Raw genomic sequence first — 23,205 nt, 5'->3', positions numbered from 1 at the left:
GTAGGCAGCGGACGCCGCGGCCGGGACGTCGTCCGATGCGTGGCGGCTGCGGCCCCGGTGGCACAGTGGCGAGGTGGCGATCGACGGCGAGGCACGGGCGGGCGCGGCCGTCGTCGGCACCTCGCTCCTCGCCCCGCGCTACCTGGTGACGACCCTCGGCGCGGTGAGCCTGGTCTTCCTCGCGGCCTTCGAGCAGCTGGCGGTGACGACCGTGATGGTCACCGTCACCACCGAGCTCGACGGCCGCTCCTGGTACTCCGTGGCGTTCTCGATCGCGCTCGCCTCCAGCGTCATCGGCACGGTGCTCGGCGGGCTCGCGGCCGACCGCCGCGGCCCCGGCGCACCGCTGCTGGCGGCCGTCGGCGTCTTCGGCCTGGGGCTCCTGCTGGCCGGGCTCGCGCCCGACATCGGGACGTTCGTGGCCGCGCGGCTGCTCCAGGGCATCGGCGGCGGCGCGCTGACCGTGACGCTCTACGTGCTCGTGGCCGAGGTGTTCGACCCGGTGGACCGTCCGCGCGTCTTCGGGGCGTTCGCGGCGGCCTGGGTGCTGCCCGCGCTGATCGGTCCGCTGCTGGCGGGCGCGGTGGCCGACACCGTCGGCTGGCGGTGGGTGTTCCTCGGCGTCATCGCCGTCGCGGCCGGCGCCACGGCGCTGCTGCTGCCGGCCCTGCGCACGCACGGGCGCCGGTCCGAGGTGGCCGAGCGCGAGCCCGACAGCGGACGCCGCCTGGCCCTGGCGGTCGTCGTCGCCGCGAGCGTCGTGGCCATCGACCTCGGCGGCCAGGCCGAGGACGTCCTCGGCGCGCTCGTCGCCGGACTCGGCGTCCTGGTGACCCTCCTGGCGCTGCGGCCGCTGCTGCCCGTCGGCACCCTGCGCGCGGCGCGGGGCCTGCCGGCGGTGATCGCGATGCGCGGCCTCATGGCGGCCGGCTTCTTCCTCGCCGAGATCTACGTGCCGTACCTCCTGCAGACCCGCTACGACGCGAAGCCGTGGCTGGCCGGGCTCGCCCTGACCGTCGGGACGATCGGGTGGGCGTCCGGCTCGCAGGTGCAGGGACGCCTGGGCGCGCGGCTGCCGGACACGACCGCCTTCCGCGTCGGCACCGCGCTCGTGCTCGTCGGCGTCGCCGGGCAGCTGGCGATCGCCGCGCTGCACGTCGGCCCGTGGGCGGTGCCGCTGCTCTGGGTCGCCGGCGGCGCGGGCATGGGCCTGGCCTACCCGCGGGTCTCGACCGCCGTGCTGGCCGCGTCGGCGGAGGACGAGCGCGGCCGCAACAGCGCCGCCGCGACGATGGGCGACACCGTCTCCTCGGCCACCTGGATCGCGCTCGGCGGCCTGGCCTTCACCGCGATCGGCGGGCTCGGCTCGGACGCCGCGTTCCCCGCCGCCTTCGGTCTGGCCACCCTGGCCGCGGCCGGCGCGACGCTCGTGGCCCGCCGCACCGCCTGACCTCAGGCCGCGACCGGGGCCGCGACGGCCGGTGCCGAACGGCGTCCGGGCGTGAGCAGCGGCGCGCTGACGGCGGCGAGCAGCATGACGCCGGCCAGCGCCCACCAGACCCGGTGGAAGGCGTCGAGCACCTCACCGGGGGCGGGAGTGCCGAGCAGCACGACGACGAGGGTGACGCCGAACGCCGTGCCGAGCTGACGCGTCATCGCCACCACCGCGCTGCCGGTGGCGGCGCGCGACGGCGGCAGGTCGGCGGTGGCCGAGGAGAGGATGTTCGGCAGCGCGAGCCCGACCCCGGCGCCGCCGATCAGCCAGCCCGGCATGAGCGTCGTCGCGTAGGCCGGCTCGGTGGTGACCGACGCGGCCGTGAGCAGCGTGCCGGCGGCGAAGAGCACGCAGCCCAGCGCCACGACCCAGCCGACCGGCACCCGCGCGGTGAGCCGGTGCGCGACGGCGGCGAACACCGGCACCATGAGCGGGCCGGGCGCGATCGCCAGGCCGGTGCGGATCGGCGAGTAGCCCCACACCAGCTGCAGCCAGAGCACCGAGACGAGCAGGGCGGCCGCGAACGGGGCGGCGAAGAGCAGCGAGGTGACGTTCGACCACCGGAAGGCCGGCACCCGCAGCAGCGCGGGGTCGATGACCGGCTCGGCGTGGCGCGCCGAGGAGGCGACGAACGCGACCAGCGCGAGCGCCGCGACGACGAAGGCGCCGACCACCCGGGCCGAGCCCCAGCCCCACGGGTCGCCCTCGACGAGCGCGAGCGTCAGCGCGCCGACGGAGATCGCGAGCGCGGCGGCGCCGAGCAGGTCGGGCAGACGGGTCGCGGCGTCGTCGCGACTGGGCTCGACGACCAGCGCGGCGACGACCAGCGCGGCGAGGCCGATCGGCACGTTCACCAGGAACACCCACTGCCAGGACGCCTCGACCAGCACCCCGCCGACGGCCGGGCCGAACGCGGCCGCGAGCGCGCCGGTGGCCGCCCAGGTGCGGATCCAGGCCGCGCGGCGCTCCGGCGGCGCGGCGGCGACGACCAGCCCCAGGCTGGCCGGGGTCAGCACGGCGGCGCCCAGCGCCTGGACGGCCCGGGCGGCCACGAGCGTCCAGACGTCGGGGGCGGCGGCGCAGGCGACGCTGGCGAGGGTGAACAGCGCCAGGCCGGCGAGGAAGGCGCCCTTGCGGCCGTACCGGTCGGCCAGGCGTCCGGCGGGGACGAGCAGCGCGGCGTAGAGGATCGCGTAGGCGTTGAGCACCCAGGAGAGGTCGGCGAGCGAGGCGTCGAGGTCGGCGCCGATCTGCTCGAAGGCCACGTTGACGATGAAGAGGTCGAGGCTCGCGACGAACGCGGCGGCCGAGAGGACCGCGAGGACGATGCCCCGTCCGCGCTGCTCCGGCACCTGGGTCTGATCTGACATAGCCAGCAAGGTAGTAGCCTGACTATGCTCAGCACAAGTGAGGAGGGACGATGTCCGCAACCGTCGGATCCGCCGGGCCCACCGAGCCCGCCGAGGCGGCACGACTCGAGGGCGAGCTCGCCGACCGCGACGCCTTCCGTCCCGGCGACCGCTGCCCCATCGCCCGCGCGCTCGGCGTCGTCGGCACCCGCTCGGCGATGCTGATCGTCCGCGAGGCCTTCTACGGCACCACCCGCTTCGACGACTTCGCCGCACGCGTCGAGATCACCCCGGCCGTCGCCGCGGCCCGCCTCAAGGAGCTCACCGAGGCCGGCATCCTGCGCCGCGAGCCCTACCGCGAGCCCGGCCAGCGCACCCGGCACGAGTACCGCCTGACGCCGATGGGCCTCGACCTCGCGCCCGTCGTCCTCGGCCTCTTCGAGTGGGGCGGCCGGCACCTGACGTCGTCCGGCCGGCCGCCGCTCGACCTCGTCCACGACGAGTGCGGCGCGGCCGTGCACGCCGAGGTGCGCTGCGAGTCGGGACACCCGGTGCCGCTCGCCGAGCTGCGCCTCCGGCGCGCCGGGTCGGCCTGACGCGGCGTCAGGTCAGACGCGCGAGCCCCTCGGCCAGGTAGGGCCCGACGGCCTGCCCGGCCCGGGCGGTGACGTCGTCGGGGTGGCCGCCGGCGGCGCGGTGGCGATGCTCGATGCCGGCCGCGATCACCGCGATCTTCAGGCAGGCCAGCGCCAGGTGGGCGTCCCAGTCGACCAGCCGCGCCCCGCCGGCCGCCTCGTACGCCTCGGCGAGGGCGTCGACGTCGGGCAGCAGGTCGGAGGTCCAGGCGGTGGGCTCGCCCATCACCAGGTCGAAGGCCGGCAGCCGGTAGACCGCCATCATCGCGACGTCGGCCACCGGGTCGCCCAGGGTCGAGAGCTCCCAGTCGACGACCGCCGCCACCTGCGTCGCGGGTGCCTCGACGGTGCCGAGGCGCAGCAGGGTGTTGTCGATGCGGTAGTCGCCGTGCACCAGACCCGACGCGGCCTGCCGCGGCAGCGCCTCGCCCAGCGCCGCGACCAGCCGAGCGGCGTCGGCGCGCACGGCGTCCGGCGCACCGGCGCCGACGAGGTCCCACTGGCCGCCCCACCGGCGCAGCTGACGCGCGGCGTACCCGTCGGGACGCCCGAGGTCGCCGAGCCCGACGGACGCCGGCTCGACGGCGTGCAGCGCGGCCAGCGTCGCCACCAGCGCCGCGACCGCGGCCTCGCGCACCGAAGCGTCCAGGGCCTCGAGGTCGGCCCGCGACTGCACCGTCACACCCTCGACGAACCCGCACACCGCGAACGGCAGCCCGATCAGCGACTCGTCCTCGCACACCGCCACCGCCGACGGCACCGGCACCGGACGGCCCGGGGCGCCGTCGAGGGCCGAGACGATCCGCCACTCCCGGGCGACGTCGTGCGCCGAGGGGGTGCGCCCCGCGCGCGGCGGCGTGCGCATCACCCACGCGGCGCCCGAGACCTCGTCGGCCAGCCGGTAGGTGAGGTTCGACCGGCCGCCCGCGATCAGCCGCGCCGAGAGGGGGCCGGACACCGGCGTCCCCGCCCCGCGCAGGACGCCCGCGACCGCCGCCAGCTCGGCGTCCGACAGCGGGGAGTCGACGAGCGTGCTCACGCGTCGCCGGCGATCGCGCGGACCGCCCGCTTGGCGATCGACCAGCGGTGCACCTCCGAGGGCCCGTCGTAGATGCGGAACGGACGCAGCTCCCGCGCGATCCGCGCCACCGGCAGCTCGGTCGAGACCCCGAGCCCGCCGCACATCTGCTGCGCGCGGTCGGCCACCCGGTCGAGCGCCTCGGCCGCGAACGTCTTGGCGATCGAGGTCTCCTTCGACGCCCGTCCGCCCGCGTCCAGCGCCCGGCACGCCTCGAGCAGCAGCGCCCGCGTCGCGGCCAGGTCGATCTCGTTGTCGGCGATCAGCTGCTGCATCAGGCCCAGGTCCGCCAGCCGCGACCCGAACGCCCGACGTCCCGCCACGTGCGCGACCGCCACCTCGTGCGCCCGCCGCGCCGCGCCCGTCCACCGCATCACGTGCGTCATCCGCGCCGGACCCAGCCGCACCTGCGCGTAGCGGAACCCCTCGTCGACGCCGCCGAGCACGTCGTCGTCCGGGACGAAGACGTCCGTCAGCGCCAGCTCGCAGTGCCCGCCCAGCATCGCGCGGTCGACCGTCCCGACGTGCCGCACCACCTCCAGGCCCGGTGTGCCGGCCGGCACCAGGAACATCGTCGCCCCGCCCGCACCGCCGGGCTCGCCGGAGGTCCGGGCCATGACGATGAAGAACGCCGCGCCGTCCGCGCCGGTGATGAACCACTTGCGGCCCGAGATCGTCCACCCGCCGTCGACCCGCGTGGCCCGCGTGGTCAGCATCGACGGGTCCGCGCCCGCGCCGGGCGCCGGCTCGGTCATCGCGAACGCCGAGCGCACCTCCGCCCGCGCCAGCGGCGCCAGGAACCGCTCCCGCTGCGCCGCGGTCGCCACGTGGTCGAGCAGGTGCACGTTGCCCTCGTCCGGCGCCGCGACGTGCGTGGCCAGCGGCCCGAACAGCCCGTACCCGGCCTCCTCGAACACCGCCGCCCGCTCCACCATCGACAGCCCCAGGCCGCCGAACTCCACCGGCGCGTGCGGCGCCAGCACCGCCGCCTCCCGCGCCGCCGCCTGCAGCCGCACCCGCAGCGTCTCGCCGCCGGCCGCCTCGACGTCGCCGTCGTGGGCGTCCTCCACCGGCAGGACGACCTCGCGGACGAACGTCCGCGTGCGGGCGACCAGCGCCTCGATCTCGGCGGCGCGGTCCTCGACGGGAGCGGCGGGCAGGACGGGGACGGTCACGGCGACTCCTGGGATCCACAGTACCGAGCGATCGCTCGGTCGGTGCCGACGAGACTAGCGGTCCGACGCCGGGAGCACCATGGCCCGCGCGAGCCCCAGCTGCCGGCGCACGACCTCGTCGGCCGCCTGCGGACCGTCCTCGCGGTACCAGCCGGCCACGCCGATGGCCAGCGTCGAGATCGCGCGCGCGACGTCGCCGGCGTGCGGGGTGGCGAAGCGTCCCGCCGCGACGCAGGTCTCGATCGCCTCGCGCACCATCGCCTGCTGCTCGTCGCGCAGCGCGACGATCCGCGCCCGCGCGTCCGGCTCGAGGCTGCGCAGCTCCGAGGACCCGACGAACGCCTGCGCGCGCCGCGCCATGTGGAAGCGCAGCAGCGACTCGACGACGAGGTCGAAGCGGGCCTCGGGGTCGTCCCCGGCCTCGGCGAGCGCCGCCCGGCTGCGGGCGAGCAGCTCGGCCATCGTGGCCTCCATCAGCTCGACCAGGATCGCCTGCTTCGACGGATGGTGGTGGTAGAGCCCCGGCACCGAGAGCCCGCTGGCGCGGGCCAGGTCGCGCACCGACGTGCCGTGGTAGCCGTGCTCGACGAATGCCGCCAGCGCCGCCTGCAGCACCCGGGGCAGCGCGGGCGCGTCGTACTCGCGCCACGCGACCGGCGCGACGGCTCCGGGCTCCGAGGACTGGCTCATGGACCGGAGCGTAGAGCCGGATCGCCCGCCGGGGTCACGGTTCAGACACGACCGGGTCGAGCCCGACCGCCGGGGGCCCGGACGCTGCTTGACTCGGGCCGTGCCGAGCCTGCGTCACCAGCTCCTCGCCGTCGCCGTGCCGCGGCTGCGTCACTCCACCGAGCTCGACTCCGTGGAGCAGGAGCGCGCGCGCTTCGAGCGCTGGCACGCCACCCGCGACCACGCCCTGCCGACCCGTCTCGTCCCGGGCCTGCGCCGTCGCTACGAGGTGACCATCGACCACGCCGACGGCTTCCCCGTGCACGTCCTGACGCCGCGGGGTACGCGGCCGCGTCGCACCGTGGTGTGGATGCACGGCGGCGGCTTCGTCGGCGGCATCGACGGCTTCCACGTGCGCTACGCCGAGCGGCTCGGACGCCACCTCGGGGCGCGGATCGTCCTGCCCGACTACCCGCTGGCGCCCGAGCACACCTGGCGCGACTCCCACGACGCCCTGGTGCGCCTCACCGCGCGCTGGAGCGAGCACGGCTCGACGCTGCTGGGCGGCGACTCCGCCGGCGGCAACCTCGCGCTCGCGGTGGCGCAGTCGCTGCGCGACGCCGGCGGCCCCCAGGCCGACCGCCTGCTGCTGCTCGCGCCCTGGGTCGACCTCACCACCTCGACCCCGTCGACGCCCTGGTTCGCCGCGCGCGACCCGTGGCTGCGGCTGAGCAAGCTGACGGTCTACGCCGAGTGGTGGGCCGGCGGGCCGGCCGATCTCGACCGGCCGGAGGTCTCCCCCGGCCTGGGCGACCTGCGCGACCTGCCGTCCACCCTGCTGCTGTGCGGCACCCGCGACGTGCTGCTGCCCGGGTGCCGCCTGCTGGCCGCGCGGGCGGCCGAGGCCGGCTGGGACCTCACCTACCGGGAGGAGCCGGGGCTGATCCACGTCTACCCGCTGCTGCCGGCCATCCCCGAGGCGGCGCACGCGTGGACCCAGACGGTCGACTTCCTCGCCGGCCGCGCGGTCGCGTAGCGCCCGTTCACCGCGACGTCCCGCGCCCGTCACCTGGGCCTGGTGACGTCGGGGGCATGACGACTCGGAGTCACCCGTCCCGGCGCGCCCGCACGCGCCTCGCCCCGCTGCTGGCGGCCCTCGCCGCCGCCACCGTCCTGCCGTCGCTGGCGACCGTCCCGGCCGACGCGCGGCCCGCCTCCGGCGCCGCGTCGCACGGGCACCACCGGACGACGCCGCTGGTGATCGGCCACCGCGGCGCGTCCGGCTACCGCCCCGAGCACACGCTGGCCTCCTACCGGCTGGCGATCGCCCAGGGCGCCGACTACATCGAGCCCGACCTGGTGTCGACCAGGGACGGCGTGCTCGTCGCGCGGCACGAGAACGAGATCGGCGGCACCACCGATGTCGCCGACCACCCCGAGTTCGCCGACCGCCGCACCACCAAGACCATCGACGGCCGGCAGGTGACCGGGTGGTTCACCGAGGACTTCACCTACGCCGAGCTCGAGACCCTGCGCGCCAAGGAGCGGCTGCCGCAGGTCCGTCCGGCCAACACCGCCTACGACGGCCGCTACCGCATCCCGACCCTCCAGCAGGTGATCGACCTGGCGCGGCGCGAGTCGCGGCGCCTGCACCGCACCATCGGCATCGCGCCCGAGACCAAGCACCCCACCTACTTCCGCTCGATCGGCCTGCCGCTGGAGGGTCGTCTGGTGCGCACGCTCGAGCGCAACCACCTCGACCGGCGCACCAGCCCGGTGATCATCCAGTCCTTCGAGGTCGGGAACCTGAAGCGGCTGCACCGGATGACCCCGGTGCCGCTGGTGCAGCTCGTCGACTCCAGCGGCGCGCCGTACGACGCCGTGGCGGCCGGACGGCCGACCACCTACGCCGACCTGATCACCCCGGCCGGGCTGCGCGGCGTCGCGCGGTACGCCACCTGGCTCGGCGCCGACAAGACCCTGCTGCTGCAGCGCGACGCCGAGGGCCGCACCGGCGCGCCGACGCCGGTGATCGCCGACGCCCACCGCGCCGGCCTGCGGGTCGTCGCGTACACGCTGCGCGCGGAGAACCAGTTCCTGCCGCCGAACCACCGCGTCGGCACCGACCCGAACGCCTACGGTGACCTCGCCGGTGAGGCCACCGACCTGTTCCGCGCCGGCCTCGACGCCGTCTTCGCCGACCAGCCGAACCTGGCCGTCGCGGCGCGCGACGCGTTCGTCGACGGACCGCGGGGGCGTCACCCGGAGCACGCGGGCTCGACGCGCTGAGCTTCGGCCCGGAACTGCGGGATCTGGTCAGGGGAAACTGGACGTTGTCAGGGGAAGTTCTCCCTGACAACGTCCGGTTTCCCCGGATATCCGGGGAAACCTGCCGGCGTCAGCCCGCAGCCCGGTAGCGCACCGCGCCGTCGACCGGCGCGCCCACCTCGGCCTGCCCGCGTGCCACGAGCAGGTCGAGGTGGGCCTTGGTCTCCATCGCGGCCATGCCCTGGGCGAAGGGGTCGAGCTCGGCGAAGGCCCGCTCGTGCCGCGTCCACCCCAGCTGCACCGCGACCTGCTGCGAGGTGAGCTCGGCGTCGCCGAGCGCGGCCAGGCTCTGCTCGAGGCGCCGCTCGTGGTGCGCCAGCAGCTCGTCGACGCGCGCGTGGGACGACGGCGCGACCGGGCCGTGGGCGGGCAGGATCCGCAGGTCGGGCAGCGCGCGCACGCGGGTCAGCGAGGCCATGAAGTCGCGCAGCGGCTGCTCGACCGGCGGCACCGTGAAGCCGATCGACGGCGTGATCGTCGGCAGCACGTGGTCGCCGGCGAAGAGCACCCCGCCGGCGGCGTCCGCGAAGACGTAGTGGCCGGGGGTGTGGCCGGGGGTGTGCACGGCGTCGAGCGTCCGGGCGCCCACCTCGAGGCGCTGGTCGCCCTCGAGCCACACGTCGGGGTAGGCCCACAGGGCGGGATCGGGGACCTCGCCGTCGTCGAACCCGGCCCACTGCTCGGCCAGATCGTGGGCGCCGGCGGTGACGAGCACCTGCAGGAACGGGCTCTGCTCGAGCTCGTCGACGTGGTTGAGCAGGTGCAGGCCGGGCTCGTCGCCGCGACCGAGCGAGACCGGGACGCCCAGCTCGGTGCCGAGCACGCGCGCCATCGTGTAGTGGTCGCGGTGGATGTGGGTGACCAGGAAGCGGCGGATGTCGCCGAACCCGGAGCCGACCGAGCGCAGGCACTCGTCGAGCAGCGCGCGGGCCTGCGGGATCGCCCAGCCGCCGTCGACCAGCGTCAGGCCGTCGTCGGCCGCGAGGGCGTAGACGTTGATCGCCTTGAGGCCGTCCATCGGCAGCGGCAGCGGGATGCGCCACAGCCCCGGCTCGACCTCCCAGGCGCCCTCGTCGCTCCAGTGCCGGCCGGAGTCGGGAGAGATCGCGGCGGCCGTGGGGGTGCCGGCGAAGGACGTGGGGGCGTCGTGGGTCACGTCCGCGACTCTAGGCGGGGCTGCCGGCCGGGGCGGGCGCGGCCTCGTCGGCCCGCGGCCGCAGGTCGGGCAGGCCGAGGTCGAGGTTCGGCTGCTGGATGCCGCCGTCGATCTCGAGGAGCTTGCCGGTGACGTACTGGCCCGCACGGCTGGCCAGGTAGAGGACGCCGGCCGCGATGTCCTCGGCCTCGCCGACGCGTCCGAGCGGGGTCTTGGTCTCCATCTGGTCCATCATCTCGGGCATCGCGGCGACGAACTCCAGCGCGGAGGTCATCACCGAGCCGACGAAGATGCCGTTCACCCGCACCTGCGGCGCGAGGTCGGTCGCGGCCAGCCGGGCCCAGTGCGCCAGCGCGGCCTTCGCCGTGCCGTAGGCGAGGTACCCGCGGCCAGCGGCGCGGCCCATCATCGAGGAGATCGCCACGATCGAGCGCTGTCGCGAGGCGTCGTCGCCGTCGCCGGAGCCGTCGGGCAGGGGCCGCAGCATCAGCGGGACGGCCGCGCGGCTGAGCGCGTGGGCGGTGGAGACGTTGAAGTGGAACGCCTCCTCCAGGTACGCCACGTCGGTGTCGAGGAAGGCGTTGGGGATCGTGCCGCCGACGTTGTTGACGACCGTGTCGAGGCGGCCGAACTCCTCGAAGGCGGCGTGCGCGAGCCCGGCGACGGCGTCGGTGTCGGCGAGGTCGGCCGGGACGACGAGCGCCCGGCGTCCGGCGGCGCGGACCGCCTCGGCGACGACGTCGAGCTGCGCGGCGGTGCGCGCGGAGATGACCACGTCGGCGCCCGCCTGGGCCAGCGCCACGGCCGTCGCGGCGCCGATGCCGCGACCCGCGCCGGTCACGACGGCGACGTGGTCGGTGAGGGCGAAGCGGTCGAGGATGCTCATCGGGCGTCCTTCCGGGTCGAGCCGGTCACGAGGCCGCGGCCGGTGACGAGCGGGAGGTCGAGGACGGTGATCAGGCCGGGACGGGCGGCGACGACGGCCGGGAGCGCGTTGATCAGCCGCTGCGCGGTGGTGATCATGCCGCTGACGTTGTGGTCGCCGTGCTCGCCGTGGTGCACGAGGTCGACCGTCATGACCGGCTCGCCGGTGATGCGCACCCGGTAGCAGCCGTCGGCGCCGGCCGGCGGACGCTCCCAGTCGGGGTGGGTGTCGGGGTCGGTGCGCGTGACGTGCTCGAGCACCACGCGCGGCACGCCGTCGACCGCGCCGATCAGCTGGAACCGCACCGCGCCCATCGTCCCCGCGGCGATGTCGCCGGAGACGCTGGCGGTGTCGCGCTCGGCCGGCCGACGGTCGACCTCCTCGATCAGCGGCTCGTCGAGGGTGACGCCGAGGCCGGCGGCGATCTGACGCACGACGCTGCCCCAGGCCATCGAGAGGATGCCGGGCTGCCACAGCCAGCCGGGCTGGTCCATCGGCTTGCCGAAGCCGAAGAGGTCGCTCATGACGACCGGCTGGTAGTAGGTGGAGTAGTCGCAGACCTCCATGACGCGCACCTCGTCGATGCGCTGGGAGAGGCTGGTCATCACCAGCGGAAGCACGTCGTTGGCGAAGCCGGGGTCGATGCCGTTGACGTGCAGCGAGGCGTCGCCCCTCCGGCCGGCGGCGTCGATCCGCTCGAGCATCTCCTCGGGCAGGATCCGCTCGGGCCACTGCAGCAGCACGGGTCCGGACGAGACGACGTTGACGCCGTTCTCGATCATCCAGATCAGGTCGTCGATGGCCTCGAACGGCCGGTCGTCGGTCATCGCGGTGTGGACGATCGCGTCGGGCCGCAGCGCGATCAGCGCGTCGCGATCGGTGGTGGCGACGACGCCGAGCTCACGGCCGAGCTCGGCGAGCTCGCCGGCGTCCTTGCCGTCCTTCGCCGGATTGGAGACCCACACGCCGACCAGCTCGAGGTCGGGGTGGGCGTCGACGCCCTTGATGGCGTGGCGACCGACCGTCCCGGTGGACCAGACGACGACGCGCAGGGGCTTCTCGGGCACGACCTGGGACATGCCGGACAACCTAGAACACGTTCTAGATTCGCGCCAGGGTCGGGCCGGCGATCACCGGGCAGTGGGTGCCGGCCTCGGAGTAGATCGTCGGCATGCACCGGTTGCAGTGCACGCAGACGCCGGCGTCCGCGCGGCCGGCGGCGAGCCGGTTGACCAGGTCGGGCTCGCGCAGCAGGGCCCGGCCCATGGCCACGAGGTCGAAGCCGGCCTCCATCGCCCGCTCCATGGTGTCGGTGCGGTCGATGCCGCCGAGCAGGATCAGCGGCAGGTCGACGGCCTCGCGGAAGCGCACGGCGCGGTCCCAGAAGTAGGCCTCCTGGAACGGGTAGCTCCTGAGGAACGAGCGGCCCACGGGCGTGCGCATGCCGGTGCGCACCAGCCACGGCATCGTCGCGGCGAACTCCTTGACCGGCGCCTCGCCGCGGAACAGGTACATCGGGTTCATCAGCGACGAGCCGCCCGAGAGCTCGAGCGCGTCGACGCTGCGGTCGGCCTCGAGCGCCTGCGCGAGCGCGAGGCCCTCGTCGGTCGTCACGCCGCCCTTGAAGCCGTCGCCGGTGGAGACCTTGGCGGTGATCGCGACCTCGTCGCCCACCTCCTCGCGCACGGCGCGCGCGACCTGGCGGGCCAGGCGCATGCGGTGCTCCAGCGGGCCGCCCCAGGCGTCCTTGCGCCGGTTCAGGCCGGGCGCGAGGAAGGAGGAGATCAGGTAGCTGTGGGCCATGTGCAGCTCGAGCACGTCGAACCCGGCCCGCACCAGCAGCCGGGCGCCGTCGACGTACGCGCGGGTGATGCGGGCGAGGTCGGCCTCCGACGCGCTGCGCACCATCTGCATCGACAGCGGGCTCGGCATGCGGGACGCCGCGAGCGCGTGGACGCCGTTCGAGCGGCCGTTGGCCACCGGCCCCGCGTGGCCGACCTGGCCGGCGATCCGGGCGCCGGTGGCCTTGACCGCATCGGCCAGGCGGGTCAGGCCGGGCAGCGCACGCTCCTCCAGGACGATGACGTCGCGGTGCGTGCGGCCCTCGGGCGCGACGGACAGGTAGGCCACCGTCGTCAGGCCCACGCCGCCGCGCGCGACCGCGAGGTGGAAGTCGATCAGCCGATCGGTCACCTCGCCGTCCGGCGTCGCGCCCTCGAAGGTGGCCGCCTTGACCGTGCGGTTGCGCAGGGCGATCGGGCCGAGGGTCGCGGGGGCGAAGACGTCGGGAGCGCTCACGGGCCCGACGATACGCGGCGAACGAGAACACGTTCTAGTGCTGCACCGGGATGGCGGCCGGGCAGACTGCGACCGTGGGCGAGGCGATCGTGGACGCGCTGCGCGCCGCGGGGTGCGTGTTCGCCGAGGAGGAGGCCGCCCTGCTGCGCGAGGCGTCGGCCGACGCCCACGACCTCGCGGCCCGGCTGGCGCGACGGGTCGCCGGCGAGCCGCTGGAGACCGTGGTCGGCTGGACCGACTTCGACGGCGTGCGCGTGCCCGCGGCGGCCGGCGTCTTCGTGCCGCGGCAGCGCTCGGCGCTGCTCGTCGAGGTGGCGGCCGCGCTCGTCCGCCCCGGGGACGTCGTGCTCGACCTGTGCTGCGGCGCGGGCGCCCTGGGCGCGGCGCTCGTCCGCCGGGTGCCCGGCGTCGACCTGTGGGCCGGCGACCTCGACCCGGCCGCCGTCGCGCTGGCCCGACGCCTCCTGCCGCCGGAGCGGGTGGCGTGCGGCGACCTGTGGGACGCCGTGCCGGCGGGCCTGCGCGGCCGGGTCGCCGTCGTGCTGTGCAACGCGCCGTACGTGCCCAGCGACGCCGTGGCCGGCCTGCCCCGCGAGGCGCGCGACCACGAGCCCGCCCGGGCGCTCGACGGCGGACCGGACGGGCTCGCGCTGCACCGACGGGTGCTCGACGGGCTCGCCGGGCCCGCCGGCTGGCTGCGTCCGGACGGCGTGCTGCTCACCGAGTGCGGCGAGGCGCAGGCGCCCGTCCTGCTGCGACTGGCCGCCGCCCGCGGACTGGTCGGACGCGTCCATCGCGACCCCGAACGCGGGGCCGTGGCGGTGGAGGTGCGCCGATCCGCCGCCGGCATCGGCCAGACTGACGCCCGATGAGCCCCAGCACCCCGCGCCGCGACCCCATCCGCGAGGCCCACCGGCAGTGGTCGGCCCACGGCTGGGGCGACGCCGCCGACGGCATGGCGATGGTGACCTCGCTCGTGCGCACCACCCAGCTCGCCATGGAGCGGATCGACGCCGTCCTGCGTCCGCTGGAGCTGTCCTTCGCCCGCTACGAGGTGCTGCAGCTGCTCTCGTTCTCCTCGCGCGGGCAGATGCCGATGATGAAGCTCGGCTCGCTGCTGCAGGTGCACCCCACGTCGGTCACGAGCGCCGTCGACCGACTCGAGCGGCAGGGCTTCGTCGAGCGGCTGCGCGGCGAGACCGACCGGCGCATCGTCCTCGCCTCGATCACCGACGCCGGCCGCGAGGTCGCCGCCCGCGCCACCGACGGCCTCAACCGCGACGTCTTCGCCGCCCCCGGGCTCGACCACGACCGACTCGTCGCCCTCACCGGGCTGCTGCGCGAGCTGCGGGCCTCGGGCGGGGACGTCGTCGACTGAGGCGGGCGCCGAGGCAGGTTTCCCCGGATATCCGGGGAAACCGGACGTTGTCAGGGGAAGTTTCGCCTGACAACGTCCAGCTTCCCCTGACATGTCGGTGACGAGACGCGCTTCACACCGATGCTTGGACGTCCTACGATTGCGTCAGTCCTGATAGTTGGACATCCAACCATCTTCCCGGCCAGCGAGGACCTCCCGTGACCGACACCGTCGACACCCCCGCGACCCCCGCCCTGCACGTCCCGACGCACCCCGTGCGGCTCGTCACGGCGTCCAGCCTGTTCGACGGTCACGACGCGTCGATCAACATCATGCGGCGGATCTTCCAGAGCCAGGGCTGCGAGGTCATCCACCTCGGCCACAACCGCTCGGTGCAGGAGGTCGTCGACGCGGCGCTGGAGGAGGACGTCCAGGGCGTCGCCGTCTCCAGCTACCAGGGCGGCCACGTCGAGTACTTCGAGTACCTCGTCCAGCGGCTGCGCGAGGCCGGCGCCGGGCACGTCCGCGTGGTGGGCGGCGGCGGCGGCGTGATCGTCCCGGCCGAGATCGAGCGGCTCCGGGCCAGCGGCGTCACGATCTTCTCCCCCGAGGACGGGCAGCGCCTCGGGCTGGCCGGCATGGTCAACACCGTCGTCCGCGACTGCGACTTCGACCTGTGGGAGCAGGGCCCGGTCACCGCCGAGCAGGTGCTGGCCGGCGACCGCCTGGCCGTGTCCCGCGCGATCACCGGCGCCGAGCTCGGCACGCTCCCACCCGAGCTGCTGGACGCCCTGCGCGCCGCCCGCTCGCACCGTCCGGTGCTGGGCATCACCGGCACCGGCGGGTCGGGCAAGTCCTCGCTCACCGACGAGCTCGTCCGGCGCCTGCGCGTCGACCAGCAGGACAAGCTGCGGGTCGCGGTCATCGCCGTCGATCCCACCCGGCGCAAGGGCGGCGGGGCGCTGCTCGGCGACCGCATCCGGATGAACAGCCTCGACGGCGACCGCGTCCTCTTCCGCTCGCTCGCCACCCGCGGCGCCCACGAGCTGCCCGACCACCTCGACGACGTGCTCACCGTCGTCCGGGCGGCGGGGTTCGACCTGGTGATCGTCGAGACCCCCGGCATCGGCCAGGGCGACGCCGCGATCGTCCCGTTCGTCGACGCCTCCCTCTACGTCATGACGCCGGAGTTCGGCGCCGCCTCGCAGCTGGAGAAGATCGACATGCTCGACTTCGCCGACGTCGTGGCGATCAACAAGTTCGAGCGCCGCGGCGCCGAGGACGCCCTGCGCGACGTCGGGCGCCAGCTGGTGCGCAACCGCGAGGCGTTCGGCCAGCAGCCTTCCGACATGCCGGTCTTCGGCACCTCGGCGGCCACCTTCGACGACGACGGCGTCACCGCGCTCTACCAGCACCTGCGCGACCTCCTGGTCGAGAAGGGCCTGCCGGCCGCCGAGGGCACGCTCGCGCCGGTCGGGCAGAAGACGTCCACCCGCATCCGGCAGCTCGTGCCGGCCAGCAGGGTGCGGTACCTCGCCGAGATCTCCGAGACCGTCCGCGGCTACCACGCGCGCACCGCCGAGCTCGCCGCGGCGGCCCGACGCGTCCAGCGCCTCGCGTCGGTGGCCGAGGAGCTCACCGAGCGGAGCGAGATCGACGCCCTGCTGGCCGACGCCCGCGCCGACCTCCCCCGCGAGATCCGCGACCAGATCGACGGCTGGCCGGCGCTCGTCGCCGAGTACGCCGCGGCCCCGCGCCGCACGTCGCTCTCGGGCAACGCGATCCCGAAGGTGGCGCTGCCGCGCTACGAGGACCACGGCGAGCTCGTCCGGTTCTGGCGCGCCGAGAACGTGCCCGGCCGGTTCCCGTTCACCGCCGGCGTGTTCCCGTTCAAGCGCGAGGGCGAGGACCCCGCCCGCATGTTCGCCGGCGAGGGCGACCCCGCCCGCACCAACCGCCGGTTCAAGGTGCTCTCCGAGGGTCAGCCCGCCACCCGCCTCTCCACCGCCTTCGACTCCGTCACCCTCTACGGCCGCGACCCCGACGAGCGTCCGGACGTCTACGGCAAGGTCGGCACCTCGGGCGTCTCGGTGGCGACGCTGCAGGACATGAAGGAGCTGTACGCCGGCTTCGACCTGCTCGCGCCCACCACGAGCGTCTCGATGACGATCAACGGCCCCGCACCGACCGTCCTGGCGTTCTTCCTCAACACCGTGCTCGACCAGGCCCGCGAGCGGGGCGTCGACCCGGCCGAGGCGCTGCGCACCGTCCGCGGCACCGTCCAGGCCGACATCCTCAAGGAGGACCAGGGGCAGAACACCTGCCTGTTCTCCACCGAGTTCTCGCTGCGGTGCATGGCCGACATCCAGCAGTGGTTCATCGAGCACGACGTCCGCAACTTCTACTCGGTGTCGATCTCGGGCTACCACATCGCCGAGGCCGGGGCGAACCCCATCAGCCAGCTCGCGTTCACCCTCGCCAACGGCTTCACCTACGTCGAGTCCTACCTCGCGCGGGGCATGGCGATCGACGACTTCGCGCCCAACCTGTCGTTCTTCTTCTCCAACGGCATGGACCCCGAGTACTCGGTGATCGGACGCGTCGCGCGGCGCATCTGGGCCGTGGCGATGAAGGAGCGCTACGGCGCCGGCGAGCGCAGCCAGAAGCTGAAGTACCACGTGCAGACGTCCGGCCGCTCCCTGCACGCGCAGGAGATGGACTTCAACGACATCCGCACCACGCTGCAGGCGCTGATCGCGATCTACGACAACGCCAACAGCCTGCACACCAACGCCTACGACGAGGCCGTCACCACCCCCACCGAGGAGTCGGTGCGCCGGGCGCTGGCGATCCAGCTGATCATCAACCGCGAGTGGGGCCTGGCGATGAACGAGAACCCGCTGCAGGGCTCGTTCGTCATCGACGAGCTCACCGACCTCGTCGAGGAGGCCGTGCTGCTGGAGTTCGACCGCATCAACGAGCGCGGCGGCGTGCTCGGCGCGATGGAGACCGGCTACCAGCGCGGCCGCATCCAGGACGAGTCGATGCTCTACGAGCACCGCAAGCACGACGGCAGCCTGCCGATCATCGGCGTCAACACCTTCCGCAACCCGCACGCCGACTCGGCCGAGCCGCAGGAGATCGAGCTGGCCCGAGCCACCGAGGCCGAGAAGACCTCCCAGCTGCAGCGGGTGCGGGCCTTCCAGGCCGAGCACGCCACCGAGGCGCAGCAGGCGCTCGCGCGACTCAAGGCGGCGGCGACGTCGGGCGAGAACGTCTTCGCGGTGCTCATGGACGCCGCGCGCGTCTGCTCGCTCGGCCAGGTCACCGAGGCGTTCTTCGAGGTCGGGGGTGCCTACCGGCGCAACGTCTGACTAGGGTCGGACGTCGTGACGCGCATCCAGCACCCGACCTACGAGCAGCTCGCCGCTCTGCCCGCCTACACCGAGCAGCCGGTGCCGGTGGCGTTCGAGGACAGCAACGGCCACCTCAACGTCCGCCACTACCTCGGCATCGGCAGCGAGGGGCTCGACGAGTCGCTGGTCGACCTCGGCATCCCGCAGAACTGGCCGCTCGTGGCCGGCCACGCCTGCTTCTCCGCCGAGCACCACGTCTGGTACCTCGACGAGCTGCGCACCGGCGACCGCATGTCGGTGCGGGTGCGGCTGCTGGGCCGCTCGGAGCGGGCCGCGCACGTGCTCGTGTACATCCTCGACGACACCCGCGAGCGCGTCTCGTGCGCCTTCGAGGAGATCTTCCTCCACATCGACCTCGCCGACCGTCGCACCGCCCCCTGGCCCGACGACGTCGCCGCCGCGCTCGACGCCCGCATCGCCGAGCACGCCGCACTGCCGTTCCCGGCCGCCACGTCCGGCGCGCTCGCGCTGCACTGAGGCCCGATTGTCGGTTTCCCCGGTCGACCGGGGAAACCGACGCTCCGTGACGCGCACGGCACCTCATGGAGCCGTCGACGGAGCCCTACGCGTCACGGAAGCCGCAGGAGCCTCGACCTGGCTGACTAGCCTGGCCGCATGCGCGTCGTGAGCCTCGTCCCGTCGATCACCGAGGCGCTGGCGACGCTGCCCGAGGTCGCCCTGGTCGGCGCCACCGACTGGTGCACGCATCCCGCCGACCTCGACGCCCGCGGCGTCGCGCGCGTGCGCGGCACCAAGAACCCCGACGTCGCCGCGATCGTCGCGCTCGGCCCCGATCTGGTGGTGGCGAACAAGGAGGAGAACCGCGAGCTCGACGTGCGGCGGCTGCGGGAGCAGGGCGTCCGGGTCGAGGTCACCGACATCGCGACCGTGCCCGACGCCGTCGCCGCCTACCGCCACCTGCTCGGTCTGCTCGACGCCCACGAGCCCGCGTGGCTGGCGGAGGCCGAGCGGCTCTGGTGCGGGCCGCTCCCGCCGGTGACGACGCGGGTGGCCGTGCCGATCTGGCGCGACCCGTGGATGGTCGTCGGCGGTGACACCTTCACGTCCGACCTGTGCCGGCGGCTGGGCTGGGAGAACGTCTTCGCCGACGCCGATCGCTATCCGCGGGTCGAGATCGCGGAGATCGAGAAGCGGCGCCCGGACGTCGTGCTGCTCCCCGACGAGCCCTACGTCTTCACCGCCGACGACGGCCCCGAGGCGTTCGGCGTCCCGACGGCCCTGGTGAGCGGACGGCTGCTCACCTGGTACGGCCCGTCGCTGGTCGACGCGGCCTCGATGGCCGAACTGGTCAGGGAGAACTGGACGTTGTCAGGCGAAACTTCCCCTGACAACGTCCAGTTTCCCCGGATATCCGGGGAAACCGGCCCGCGCACCTAGGCCCGCACCCACACCTCGGTCGAGCGGGAGCGGCCACGCAGGACGACGGCGTCGTCCCCTGTGCGCCAGCCCTGCCAGCAGGCGCGCTCGTCGTCCGAGGCGGCGTCGAGGGTCTCGGCCGCGGCCGCGATGCCGCCGGGCGCCTGCTTGGCCAGCTCGACCAGGCGCGCGGCGGCGTTCACGGCGTCGCCGATGACGGTGTACTCCAGGCGTCGCGCGGTGCCGACGTTGCCGGCCACCGTGGCGCCGGTGAAGACGCCGATGCCGGCGCTCAGCTGGGGCTGCTCGACGGGCAGCCGATCGGCCATGGCGCGGGCGGCCGACAGCGCACGGGTGGCGTGGTCGGGCAGGTCGACGGGGGCGCCGAAGACGGCGAGCACCGCGTCGCCGAGGAACTTGTTGACGATGCCGCCGCGCCGATCGATCTCCTCGACCACCACGGCGAAGAAGCCGTTGAGCAGGTCGACGACCTCGGCCGGGTCGCGGTCGGCGGCCAGCGTCGTCGAGCCGACGAGGTCGACGAAGAGGACGCTGACCTCCCGGGTCTCGCCGCCGAGGCGCACCTCGCCGGCGGCGGCGGCCTGTGCGACCTCGCGTCCGACGTGCCGGCCGAAGAGGTCGCGCAGGCGCTCGCGCTCGCGCAGGCCCGCGGCCATCCGGTTGAAGCCGGCCTGCAGCAGACCCAGCTCGGTGGCGTCGTACACCGCGAGGTCGGTGTCGAGGTCGCCGCGCTCGACGCGCTCGAGGGCCGAGCGCACCGACTCGACCGGCGAGACCACGGCCCGCGCGTTGAGCAGGGTGACCAGGAAGCCGAAGACCAGCACGATGCCGCCGAGCACCAGCACCTCGAGGGCGAGCCGCCGTCCGGTGACGGGCTCGCCGCCGAGCACGAGGATCGAGGTGATCACCAGACCGACGATCGGCGCCCCGGTGCCGAGCAGCCAGAACATCACCATCCGGCCGCCGACGCCCAGGCCGCGCGGACGCCGCCGGACGTCGGCGTCCCGCAGCGCGAGGGCGCTGACCGGACGCAGGGTGAACTCCGTGAGCAGGTAGGCCACCGCGCAGACGACCATCGCGGCGAGGCCGACGGTGGCCGCGGAGGTGATCATCCGGTCGGGCTGGAGGATCGCGGCCAGCCCGGTGAACAGCACCACTGCGCCGAACCACAGCCCGCCCTGGAGGGTGGTGAGCCGCAGCGGGACCTCGAGCGCCTGACGTCGCTCCGCCTCGTCGGGCACCCGGCCGCGCTGCACCCAGCGCAGGGTCCGCAGCGACTCGCGGGTGCCGATCAGCACGCCGAGCAGCACGGCGACGCCCACGTACACCGGCACCGCGATGAACAGCGCCAGCCGGATGCCGTCGCCGGTCGGCCGCGAGGGCAGCACCCACGCGGTGAGCGCGACGACGATCAGCGCGCCGATCAGGTGCGTGCTCACCAGGATGATCGTCAGCAGCGTCTGGACGCGGATCCGCAGCAGGCGCGGCGACTGGTCCGTCGAGCCGAGCAGGAACGAGCCGAAGGGCTGCTCGCGCACGCTGCCTCCCGTCCGGCCGTGCCGGGTGGTGTGTGGGGTGGGTGGGGTGTGGGGTGTGTGGGCTGCGGTGGTGATGGTGACAGGGGGGGTTTGCCGTCGCGTGGACGACCTGTGGCCGCAGTGTGTCATCCGGCGCCGCGGTCTCGCTGCGGGGACGCGAGGATCGACGTACCGTGGCTGACCATGGGGAACGAGGAGGGCGGGCCCCGGGAGGAGGGCTCCGACACGGAGCTCGTCGACCGCTGGCTCGAGCATCGCGCGCGCACCGTCGAGGACGTCGCCGCCCGTCCGCGCACCTTCGGGGTGCCGCGGCTGGGCGCGCCCGAGCGCCGCTCGGAGGTCGAGCCCCGCCCCGAGATCGAGACCCGCCCGCCGGTCGAGCCCCGCCCGGTGGTCGAGCCCCGCCCGGTGGTCGAGCCTGTCGAGACCCCCGCCACCGAGTGGGAGCCGGTGCTGATGCTCTCGGCGCGCAAGCGGGCCGAGCAGGAGCAGTCCGGTCGCGGACGACGCCGTGGACGACGCCGCGAGGCCGAGTCGGTCGAGATCCCGGACGTGCTGGAGCTGCTCGAGCCCACCGACGTCACCCCGGAGGCCCCCGAGGCCCCGGCGGCCCCGCCGGTCCCCGAGCCCATGCCGGAGGTGGACGCGGCCGCGACCCTCGACCGGTTCTTCGCCGCACCCGTCGCCGCGCCCGTCGCGACCACGCCCGTCGTCGAGCCAGAGGTCGAGCCCGAGCGGCCCGTGGCCGAGCCGACCGCGGCGGAGCCGACGCCGGAGCCCGACTCCGTGCCGGAGATCGACGCCGCAGCGACGCTCGATCGCTTCTTCGCCGCGCCCGCCCCGCCCGCCCCGCCCGTACCGGACGCCGAGCTCCCGGCGCCGGCGCAGACGCCGGCCGCCCCGGAGGCCGACGCCGACCCGGAGCCGCCGACGGCCGAGCAGATCGAGCCGGCACCTGCACCTGCGCCCGCGGCCCGCCACCCCCGAGCCCGACGCGTCCGCCGCGCGCCCGCGACTCCCGAGTCGCACGCCCCCGAGCCCGAGCTCACGCCCGACGTCACCCCTGAACTCACGTCCGAGGTCACGCCCGAGCCCGAGCCGGAAAGCACGCCCATCCCGAGCCCGGAGCCGCCGCCGGTCCGCGAGACCGCGGCCCGCCGCACGCCGCCGGCGCCCCGCCCGGCGCCCGCCCGCGCGAGCACGGTCGACTGGCGGCACGCGACCCCGCCGGTGGCGTCCGACCCGCCGCCGTCGATCGACTTCACGCCCCGCACCACGGGCCGGCGCATCGCGACCATCGCCCTGCTGACGTCCCTGGCGGCCACCCTGGCCGCCGGCACGCTGGCCTACCTCGACGGCACCGACCTCAGCGCCGCCGTCACCCTCGGCCTGGCCGTGCTCACCGGCATCGTGTGGGCCGTCCGCGCCGCGTCGCCGGTCGCCCGGCTCAGCCTGCACGGCGGCCGCCTCGAGGTGCGCAGCGCGGCCGGGCGGCACGAGTTCGACGTCGCCAGCACCTACACGCAGATCGAGTCCGTCGGCGACCCGTCGAGCCGACGCTGGCGGCTGCTGTTCCACCGTCGCGGGATCGCGCCGTTCGAGATCACCCGCTCGATGGTCGACCCCGAGGAGCTGCTCGCCGCGCTGCGGTACCACCGTCCGGAGCTCTGAGGGCCGAGTCGCCGCGCAGAACGAGAACACGTTCTAGAGTGCCCGGGTGCCGCGCTACGTCCCCGAGGACCTCTCCCCCGCCGAGATCGACGAGCACCGGGCGACGTTCGGCCCCTTCGCCGACGCCGTGCGCGACCTCGTCGACGCGACCATCCGCACCACCGTCGACCTCGACGAGGTGCGTGCCGCGCAGGCCGAGATCGAGGCGATCACGGCCCGCCTGCGCCGCCGCCAGCTCGACGGCCCGTTCGGCGTGCGGATGAGCGAGGCCGGACGCGGCCGCGCGTGGGGCAACAGCGTGATCGGCCTGCGCAACCCGCTCGCGCCGCCGCTGGTGGTCGTCGAGGACCCCAGCGGACGGGCCGTCTCGGACTTCCACCTCGGTGCCGCGTACGAGGGCCCGCCGGGCCTGGTGCACGGCGGCGTGTCGGCGCTGATCCTCGACCAGCTGCTCGGCCAGGCCGCCGGCGCGGGCGGACGTCCGGGCATGACCGGCACGCTGCGCCTGCGCTACCGACAGGCGACGCCGCTGGGCGACCTGCGCGGCGAAGCCTGGATCGAGCGGAGCGAGAGCATCAAGACCTGGGCCCGCGGCCACCTGATCGGCCCGGAGGGCGTCACGGTGGAGGCCGAGGGCCTGTTCATCCTCCCGGCATGGGCGCGCCCCGGCGCGTCCTGAGCGGACGCGGCCGGGGCGCGACGACGGTGCGAGCGGCC

The 23,205-nt window shown here is 74.9% G+C and carries 20 protein-coding genes; 11 read left to right on the top strand and 9 right to left on the bottom strand.

Translation table 11 applies throughout. The annotated features are described in order from the left end of the window. Positions 1–73 precede the first annotated feature (73 nt). Entirely contained in the window at positions 74–1,450 is a 1,377-nt protein-coding gene (locus K8Z61_RS09680; protein ID WP_224128933.1) for an MFS transporter, read from the top strand. A gap of 2 nt (positions 1,451–1,452) precedes the next feature. Here K8Z61_RS09680 and K8Z61_RS09675 read toward each other — a convergent pair whose 3' ends face one another. Then, a complete protein-coding gene (locus K8Z61_RS09675) occupies positions 1,453–2,865 on the bottom strand; it encodes an MFS transporter (protein ID WP_224128931.1) in 1,413 nt (470 codons plus the stop codon). A gap of 50 nt (positions 2,866–2,915) precedes the next feature. Here K8Z61_RS09675 and K8Z61_RS09670 point away from each other — a divergent pair, with 50 nt between their 5' ends. Further along, the gene (locus K8Z61_RS09670) at positions 2,916–3,440 is read left to right on the top strand and encodes a helix-turn-helix domain-containing protein (protein ID WP_224128929.1); all 525 of its coding nucleotides are present in this window, start codon (positions 2,916–2,918) and stop codon (positions 3,438–3,440) included. A 7-nt stretch (positions 3,441–3,447) separates the two neighbouring features. Here K8Z61_RS09670 and K8Z61_RS09665 read toward each other — a convergent pair whose 3' ends face one another. The 3 genes from K8Z61_RS09665 to K8Z61_RS09655 are packed head-to-tail and all read right to left on the bottom strand — an operon-like array spanning position 3,448 to position 6,422. Continuing rightward, the gene (locus K8Z61_RS09665) at positions 3,448–4,518 is read right to left on the bottom strand and encodes a phosphotransferase family protein (RefSeq protein ID WP_224128927.1); all 1,071 of its coding nucleotides are present in this window, start codon (positions 4,516–4,518) and stop codon (positions 3,448–3,450) included. After that, positions 4,515–5,732, bottom strand: coding sequence for an acyl-CoA dehydrogenase family protein (locus K8Z61_RS09660; RefSeq protein WP_224128924.1), 1,218 nt, complete (start codon positions 5,730–5,732; stop codon positions 4,515–4,517). The genes K8Z61_RS09665 and K8Z61_RS09660 overlap by 4 nt, the downstream gene beginning before the upstream one ends. Before the next feature lie 54 nt (positions 5,733–5,786). Continuing rightward, positions 5,787–6,422, bottom strand: a complete 636-nt coding sequence (locus K8Z61_RS09655; RefSeq protein ID WP_224128922.1) for a TetR/AcrR family transcriptional regulator — start codon at positions 6,420–6,422, stop codon at positions 5,787–5,789. A gap of 100 nt (positions 6,423–6,522) precedes the next feature. Between K8Z61_RS09655 and K8Z61_RS09650 the strand changes: the two genes are divergently transcribed. Next, positions 6,523–7,437 carry an alpha/beta hydrolase fold domain-containing protein gene (locus tag K8Z61_RS09650; RefSeq protein ID WP_224128920.1) on the top strand — a complete coding sequence of 305 codons (915 nt, stop codon included), beginning with the start codon at positions 6,523–6,525 and terminating at the stop codon, positions 7,435–7,437. 56 nt (positions 7,438–7,493) lie between these two features. Then, positions 7,494–8,690 carry a glycerophosphodiester phosphodiesterase gene (locus K8Z61_RS09645; RefSeq protein WP_224128919.1) on the top strand — a complete coding sequence of 399 codons (1,197 nt, stop codon included), beginning with the start codon at positions 7,494–7,496 and terminating at the stop codon, positions 8,688–8,690. Positions 8,691–8,799: 109 nt separating this feature from the next. Here K8Z61_RS09645 and K8Z61_RS09640 read toward each other — a convergent pair whose 3' ends face one another. The 4 genes from K8Z61_RS09640 to K8Z61_RS19285 are packed head-to-tail and all read right to left on the bottom strand — an operon-like array spanning position 8,800 to position 13,108. Continuing rightward, positions 8,800–9,885, bottom strand: coding sequence for an MBL fold metallo-hydrolase (locus K8Z61_RS09640; RefSeq protein WP_224128918.1), 1,086 nt, complete (start codon positions 9,883–9,885; stop codon positions 8,800–8,802). A 10-nt stretch (positions 9,886–9,895) separates the two neighbouring features. Then, a complete protein-coding gene (locus K8Z61_RS09635; protein WP_224128917.1) occupies positions 9,896–10,771 on the bottom strand; it encodes an SDR family oxidoreductase in 876 nt (291 codons plus the stop codon). Continuing rightward, positions 10,768–11,889, bottom strand: coding sequence for a diacylglycerol kinase (locus K8Z61_RS09630; RefSeq protein ID WP_224128916.1), 1,122 nt, complete (start codon positions 11,887–11,889; stop codon positions 10,768–10,770). The genes K8Z61_RS09635 and K8Z61_RS09630 overlap by 4 nt, the downstream gene beginning before the upstream one ends. Before the next feature lie 22 nt (positions 11,890–11,911). Next, positions 11,912–13,108: an NADH:flavin oxidoreductase gene (locus K8Z61_RS19285; RefSeq protein WP_224128915.1), complete on the bottom strand. Its 1,197-nt coding sequence runs from the start codon at positions 13,106–13,108 to the stop codon at positions 11,912–11,914. A gap of 74 nt (positions 13,109–13,182) precedes the next feature. On the opposite strand from K8Z61_RS19285, the gene K8Z61_RS09620 reads away from it, so the two are divergent. From K8Z61_RS09620 to K8Z61_RS09600, 5 genes are all read left to right on the top strand, one after another. Beyond that, on the top strand, positions 13,183–13,980 hold the full coding sequence (locus tag K8Z61_RS09620) for a putative protein N(5)-glutamine methyltransferase (RefSeq protein WP_224128914.1): 798 nt from the start codon (positions 13,183–13,185) through the stop codon (positions 13,978–13,980). After that, a complete protein-coding gene (locus K8Z61_RS09615) occupies positions 13,977–14,486 on the top strand; it encodes a MarR family winged helix-turn-helix transcriptional regulator (protein WP_224128913.1) in 510 nt (169 codons plus the stop codon). Before K8Z61_RS09620 ends, K8Z61_RS09615 begins: the two co-directional genes overlap by 4 nt. A 197-nt stretch (positions 14,487–14,683) precedes the next feature. Continuing rightward, positions 14,684–17,839 carry a fused isobutyryl-CoA mutase/GTPase IcmF gene (icmF, locus tag K8Z61_RS09610; protein WP_224128911.1) on the top strand — a complete coding sequence of 1,052 codons (3,156 nt, stop codon included), beginning with the start codon at positions 14,684–14,686 and terminating at the stop codon, positions 17,837–17,839. 15 nt (positions 17,840–17,854) lie between these two features. Beyond that, complete coding sequence (locus tag K8Z61_RS09605; RefSeq protein ID WP_224128909.1) at positions 17,855–18,358, top strand: thioesterase family protein; 504 nt, start codon at positions 17,855–17,857, stop codon at positions 18,356–18,358. A 138-nt stretch (positions 18,359–18,496) separates the two neighbouring features. After that, positions 18,497–19,279: a helical backbone metal receptor gene (locus K8Z61_RS09600; RefSeq protein WP_224128907.1), complete on the top strand. Its 783-nt coding sequence runs from the start codon at positions 18,497–18,499 to the stop codon at positions 19,277–19,279. On the opposite strand, the gene K8Z61_RS09595 is transcribed toward K8Z61_RS09600, so the two are convergent. After that, positions 19,276–20,817, bottom strand: a complete 1,542-nt coding sequence (locus K8Z61_RS09595; RefSeq protein WP_224128906.1) for an adenylate/guanylate cyclase domain-containing protein — start codon at positions 20,815–20,817, stop codon at positions 19,276–19,278. The two genes, K8Z61_RS09600 and K8Z61_RS09595, sit on opposite strands and share 4 nt — an antisense overlap. 183 nt (positions 20,818–21,000) lie before the next feature. Between K8Z61_RS09595 and K8Z61_RS09590 the strand changes: the two genes are divergently transcribed. Both K8Z61_RS09590 and K8Z61_RS09585 read left to right on the top strand, forming a co-directional pair. Beyond that, the gene (locus tag K8Z61_RS09590; RefSeq protein WP_224128904.1) at positions 21,001–22,488 is read left to right on the top strand and encodes a hypothetical protein; all 1,488 of its coding nucleotides are present in this window, start codon (positions 21,001–21,003) and stop codon (positions 22,486–22,488) included. Positions 22,489–22,534: 46 nt separating this feature from the next. Then, positions 22,535–23,167 (top strand): PaaI family thioesterase, encoded by a 633-nt coding sequence (locus K8Z61_RS09585; RefSeq protein ID WP_224128901.1) that lies wholly within the window; start codon positions 22,535–22,537, stop codon positions 23,165–23,167. Positions 23,168–23,205 lie beyond the last annotated feature (38 nt).

The organism is Nocardioides sp. TRM66260-LWL (assembly GCF_020075545.1).
In the GTDB taxonomy this organism is placed as follows: domain Bacteria; phylum Actinomycetota; class Actinomycetes; order Propionibacteriales; family Nocardioidaceae; genus Nocardioides.
This window is presented reverse-complemented; position numbering and strand designations above follow the sequence as displayed.